We start from the raw sequence: 6,338 nt of genomic DNA, 5'->3' as shown, positions 1-6,338 counted from the left end.
GCTGCTTAAAATTAGCCAAGCTGGCTACTCAGGAATTATCGTGCCGATTTTCGGATTTATCCCATTAAGTTGACAATGCCTTAAATATCCTTTCATCACTTGCGGACCGCGAATCCATAGCTCTCCTTGCTCGCCAATACCCAAGGGTTTGTGTGTTTCAATATCTACAATCTGACATTCGGTATTTCTGAGGCAGAGACCAACAGAACCAGGTTTGATTTGTTCGCGTTCGTCAGGGTTGATATGCGTTATTGGGCTGGTTTCTGTCAAACCGTAACCTTGCTTGACGACACAATTTAAACGCTGTTCGCATTCTAAGGTCAGTTCATTACCTAGTGGTGCAGCTCCACTGGTAATTATCTTTAAGCTAGAAAGGTCGTATTTATCTACTATTGGTTGTTTTGCTAAAGCTAAGACGATTGGAGGTACTAAAGGAGCGCGAGTAATTTTATACTTCTGCACCAGTCTCAAAAAAGTCTCTAGATCGAATTGCGGCATCACAACTACGGTAGCACCGCAATAAAGGCTATAGTTTAAGAAAATTTGCAGTCCGTAGCTATGAAAGAATGGAAGAACCGCAATAATCGTATCTGCTGAACGTATCGACTCGCGGTTTGAAATTTGGTACAGGTTGGCTGCTAGATTATAGTGTGTCAGTATGACACCTTTAGGCAAACCAGTTGTGCCACTAGAATAAGGCAAAGCAACCGCGTCTTCTTTTGGATTAATTTCTACTTTTGGTACTGAGTCAGAATCTTCTAAAAGAACAGAAAATGGGATTGCACCTGTAGCGTTACCGAACACAAATACTGATTCAACTTTTGACTGTCGAGCAGCTTTTAATCCGCGCTCTAGTAGTTGGGGTACTGTCAGCAAATATTTAGCACCAGCATCATTTAATTGATATGCAAGTTCGCTAGCAGTATAAGATGGATTTGCCGTACTGCTAACTCCACCTAAACTTGCGATCGCCTGAAAAGCAATTGGATATTCCAAACAGTTAGGACTATAAATAGCAACTACGTCCCCCTTAGAAAACCCCCGCGCTGCAAAACCAGCAGCTACTTTATTAATTGAGTTTGCTAGTTCTTTATAAGTTATCGTTCGCTCGGTTAGCCCGTCAATCATCGCTGGTTTTTCAGCGAATTCTAGCGATCGCTGCAAGATAATAGATGTTAGGGGCTGTTCGGGGATGGAGATATTTGGTTCTGTGCTGCGGAAAATCATGAGGTCTCCTGAGATAGAGAAAAGTTCGTTTTTTACCTCTATATTTGCAATTAGCCCTGGCTCAAAGTCTGCGATCGCAGACTGGTTACACTTAATTCTGGCTCAAATGAAATTATAGTTATAAATAATCCTGACTGAAAAATGTTGGAAAGTACAGCTTTGAGCGATTAGTATTGTAAGTTGCTAAAAATAGAGCGAAATTAAGGTTGGGAGACAGTTGAAAGAGATATTCTTGAGGATGCGATCGTTGCAGATAGCAATTATTTACGTAACTTAGTGTCTTGCCCGAAAAGTAATATGTTTCTACCTTACTACCTAAAAATAGAAAAGTCCAACTCGCTCAGCAATTTGTCCCAACAGTAGTTTTATACAAGTAATGGAAAAAACAAGCGGCATGAGTTTGGATTGTACTCCCTTTCGGTTTTTTGGATGAGAACTTGGAGCGGGGCTTTTTGACAACTCACTTGATTACTTCTTCCCTGCCTAGATTGACTCATCACCCGACACCCTAAACACTGTCTTGCTTCTGTAATTGAGGCGCTATTTGATACTCGCCAATTAGGATAAGGTGTAGCGACAGTACCACCGCACATTCAACAAGATGATTTCGGGTAGAAAATATAGCCACTTGAACAGGAATTGAGATGCTATTTAGATTTATCTTAGAGAAAATTTAGCTTTCTCAATCTACCATTTTTGCGACAGAACCAAAATCATTCTGCTGAATCTGAAATGGCACTACTGAGATAAAGCAATTTGGGTTAGCTTAATAACTTTAGGCTTAACCCAAACTTGCTTCAGAGCTGCTATATTTCCCAGCCGGACCAGCCGGACTTTGAAGGTGTTACGATTGATTCTGTAGCATCTTGCTGAATCAAGCTTTGAGTTCGAGTCCCAACTGGCGCGCGGCTGCTTGGGTCAATGACTACATCAACGACAAACGGAACGGGAGAAGCAAGTGCTCTCTCCAGTGCTGCTTGGACATCGGACTCTGTTTCGACACGGGTACCATCAGCTCCCATACCACGGGCAAGCATAACGAAATCTGTTTGAGGAATTTCTGTATCCATGCCCTCAAACCCCAGCGACGGCATTACCTGGGCGCACATATTGTAACGGGCATCATTAAGTACAATCCAAACAGCAGGAATCTGGTATCTCACTGCCGTACTTACCTCGTTGTTCATCAGCATAGAACCATCGCCAACAAGGGCAACAGCTTTGCCCTGCCGTGCTAGTGCAGCACCAAGCACGCCTGTAGTAGCATGACCCATTGACCCAAATCCGGTACTAACTCGATAACGACCTGGCTTGTCAAATCGTAGTGTGTGGGTTCCCCAAGCAAACGAGTTACCCGCCTCAGTCATCACTACCGCATCACTTCCCTCAACAATTACACGCTGAATCGCATCCATGAGCATTTCAGGTCGCACGAGGCTGCCAGTGTTTGGATAGATAGCCTTGGATTGAGGTCGAGGCAACGTCACCGCCGCTGTTGACCTCTCATGCCGATTGAGAAAGTGTTCTAGCAGTTGTCTAACAAACACACCTACATCAGATTGGATAGAGACAGTTTCGACAGATGGATATGCGACTCCTGGCACTTCAGGGTCAATATCAACGTGCAAGAACCCGCGCTTTGGAACCAGCTCGGGATTCCAGAATGAGGTTAACTCACCGAGGCGCGTTCCTAACACAAGTACGCGCAAAGGACAGTGTTGCTGCATATACGCAAGGACGGATGAATGCCCGCCAAAGCCTGTAACACCGACAAACTGAGGATGATTTTCAGGAAAGATCCCCTTACCTCGCGGCGAACACATTACTGCTGCCCCTGTTCTCTCGGCAAGCTGGCGGATTTCTGCCGCAGCACCCCTAGCACCGAAGCCTACCCAAATGGCAAACGGTTCTTCTGATAGTAATTGGACACATTCTGCGATCGCTTGTGGGGTGGCACTCACTAGAGTTTGAACAGCAGCTCCCTGAGGTAAAGAAATATCAATAAAACTTGACTGGATTGCGGTGGAAATGCTCAAGTGAACGACAAAACCGCCTGGTCGTGCCAAACCAGCAGCAAGCCTACGAGCAATCTTTGGCAGTTCGTCGCCGGATTCTATAGTGGTAGCATAATGGAACAGCGATTTAGAAGTGGAAAAAATCTCACCAGGCATAGTGTACGTGCTGGTTTCTTGAAAAGCCCAACGTCCGCGTTGGGCTGTTGAGGTAGCAGGAGACAGAAAAATCACCTTCGCACCTTCCCAGCGGGCAGCAAAGAGTCCAGTTAAGGCATTAGTAATCCCTGGACCAGCTGTGGTAAAGACTACAGCAGGGCGATCGCTAGCAAAATATGACTCGATAGCGGCAAAGACTGCACCTACTTCGTGGCGAAAATGAAACACCTCGATTGAGCTATGATGTTGCAGTGTAGCCCATACTGGTGCGATCGCACCTCCTGAAACACCAAAGGCATGAGTTATTCCCAGACCTTCTAGCATTCTTACTACAGTTGCAGACGTAGTCGTGTTATTGGAAAACGATTCAGCGTTCATAATGCACTAATTAAGTTAGATAGTTCTTGGCTTGGGCACTCAGCCCTAATTTAATCAGGAAAACTTTTCACACAGCATTGAAACAAGCTGGTGAGGTATTAAATTGATATGACTCACTTGCAAAAGTGACTTCTCCCAGCGTGAGATGTCCTGCCAGCACCGCAAAGGCGCGTTCTCCTATAATCTGATGAGCCGCAGTCGTCAGATGAAGGTCGTCCCAAAAGAAAAACTGGTCTGGGTTGCCACAGGCACCGGAGCCAGACAGATACGCACTGGTGACATTGGTAAAGCCAAACGCTGCCGGATTCGCGATTACTTCTCGATAAAGCGCATTGGCATCTAGTGTAATGAGTTGGAGGTCAGGATACTGCTGACTCAATAGCTTCAGCGATCGCCTTAAGCTTTGATTATGCGCTAGTGTTAATCCACTAAGGCTAGCAGAATTAATACTGCTTCGTGTCGCTGGTAGTTGTCCTAAATCCGGCAGATTTGCCACTAAAATATTTTTTGCACCGCTATTAGCGAGAGCGGCGATCGCCTTAGTTATATTTTCAACTGGGACTGTTGCATTACTTACTCGCTGCTGCAAATAGTCATTCGCTCCTACCCATATCACACATAGCGCATTCGCTAGGGTCTGTTGATGTGCCTGCGTAAAAGACTGTACCTGTGTCAGTAAACCTGATACAAGAGTGTTACCCTTGCTTCCGGTGGTAGCACCAGAGCAAGCAAAATTGCTGCTTTGGCTGGAGGAGAGGTGCAACTGTTCTGCAAGATATTCAACCCAAACTCGACCATTTGAGTAGCGTCCCTGAAAGTAGGTTGAACTGGGCGGATACTTTCCCCTTGTTGCTCGGAACAATGTACCGACATCCGAAAAACTATCCCCAAATATATAAATCTTCTTGAGCAGTTCAAACTGCCGAGTTGGAAATACAAGTGATGGATTGTGTTGCATATGAGTGTTTGTTGAACTCGATGAATCCATCAAACACTCATGGAATATGAGATAGCCTTTGCGATCTTTGAGTCAAATTTTTTTTCTAATTTTTTTCTTCGCCTTATTCGAGTTTCGAGTTACTTCGAGAAATATTGCTGAAATAACTTGCAGCTTGGCAAAACTTTCTCATCTTGTATTTTTACTAGACCTAAGGCATTGAGTTTCGAGCGAGTCTTTTTATCTAATTGCGGATGAGATGTAGTTGCCGTCACCTCTTTCATCCCTGCTTCTAGTTCGGGATGCTGTGACAGAATTGACTCAATTCGCCCTAAATAGCTGTTGTATATTCCTCTTGTAGTGGGTGCTGTTTCTAAAAGCTGAGTCAAAGTTATATCCTGACGAGCAACATGATACAGTGCGAGTCTAACTAAAAACGGATGTCCTCCTACCATGTCCATTAATTGTAGGGCTTCTCTCTCGCTCCACTCAAGTTGGTGAAGCCGTGCTAAATTTTGTACTTGCAAGAGCGTCAATTCTGGTAATTCTATAGGTAAACCAACGTTAAAAGGCGACTTATTTAAATTTATTGGTAGATAAACTTCCGTAGAGTACGCTATTACTAGCCGCATTTGTTTCCAAATACTACGTTGTTTGCCTTCTTCGTGAAGTGCGCGCAGTAAACCAAAAAAGTCTGTGTAGATTTCTGAGTATTCAAATACTCTATCAATTTGATCTAAACCTAAAGTGATGGGTTTGTCGATCGCTGGGAGCAGATATCGTTCAAAATAATCTTGACAGCACAGGGGTCCACCAATAATTTCAGCTAAATTCCAGTATTCGTCCAGTTGAGGGGTTAAGTCTAAAGCTCTGGTGATACTGGCACAAAACCATTTGAGGAATGTATCGGTATCGCTAAAACACTTTGTTGCAGCCATCTGCAAACTTAAGTATACAGGTTCATCTCCCTGTTGCTCTGCTCGATCTAGAATCCTTGCCAGTAGAGAAGATTTACCCATTTGTCTGGGTGCTTTAATCCTAATCAAAGAACCAGGCTTGCTAATTTCCTCGTAACAGCGCACATCAATCGGTAGACGTTCGATATAAAAGGGAGAATTGACTTCCATCTGTCCCTCAGGATATTCGAGGGTAGTGGGAGATGGGGGATTTGTGGAATCAGATTGTATATTAGATGTCTGATTAAATATGAGATTAGATGTTAATTGAATTGGTTCTTCCAATTCAGCTTTATCAATTGAATTCGCCCGATGAGGGGGAACTGCATACTCCCGCCAATCTACACTTAATCTTTCACAAAACTCAATAAACAACCTTCGGTCAACTGGTTTGAGATTAATAAAATTACTAACTGTCGATGCCGCAACGCCTAAATCCTCTGCAAAATCCTGCTGGCTGTGAAATTCCCCGAGCAGACGTTGTTGAACTCTTGCTTGTTTATCTGCCCGTAAAATAACCGATCGTGGCATAGCGATCTGCAAAACACAACAACACATAATTTTACAGGTTAGCTATATCATTAGTAAAGGGTGCAACGCGAAAAAGTGGGATTAAGCTGGATAAAGCCTAGCTGTTAAAATGGAGTCGCAAAAAGTTGACCAAGTTCT

At 44.0% G+C, this 6,338-nt stretch carries 4 protein-coding genes; all 4 read right to left on the bottom strand.

Annotated elements, in window-relative coordinates; genetic code table 11:
* Window positions 1-24: 24 nt before the first annotated feature.
* Window positions 25-1,227: an AMP-binding protein gene (locus tag DSM107010_RS36220; protein WP_199756008.1), complete on the bottom strand. Its 1,203-nt coding sequence runs from the start codon at window positions 1,225-1,227 to the stop codon at window positions 25-27.
* 806 nt (window positions 1,228-2,033) lie between these two features.
* A complete protein-coding gene (locus DSM107010_RS36215) occupies window positions 2,034-3,776 on the bottom strand; it encodes a thiamine pyrophosphate-dependent enzyme (protein WP_106169194.1) in 1,743 nt (580 codons plus the stop codon).
* A gap of 67 nt (window positions 3,777-3,843) precedes the next feature.
* The gene (locus DSM107010_RS36210; protein ID WP_106169193.1) at window positions 3,844-4,734 is read right to left on the bottom strand and encodes an SGNH/GDSL hydrolase family protein; all 891 of its coding nucleotides are present in this window, start codon (window positions 4,732-4,734) and stop codon (window positions 3,844-3,846) included.
* Between the two features lie 119 nt (window positions 4,735-4,853).
* Window positions 4,854-6,200, bottom strand: coding sequence for an AAA-like domain-containing protein (locus DSM107010_RS36205; protein WP_106169192.1), 1,347 nt, complete (start codon window positions 6,198-6,200; stop codon window positions 4,854-4,856).
* Window positions 6,201-6,338 lie beyond the last annotated feature (138 nt).

It is taken from the genome of Chroococcidiopsis cubana SAG 39.79 (assembly GCF_003991895.1).
In the GTDB taxonomy this organism is placed as follows: domain Bacteria; phylum Cyanobacteriota; class Cyanobacteriia; order Cyanobacteriales; family Chroococcidiopsidaceae; genus Chroococcidiopsis; species Chroococcidiopsis thermalis.
The sequence above is the reverse complement of the archived record's forward strand: the minus strand, read 5'-3'. Positions and strand labels throughout refer to the sequence as shown.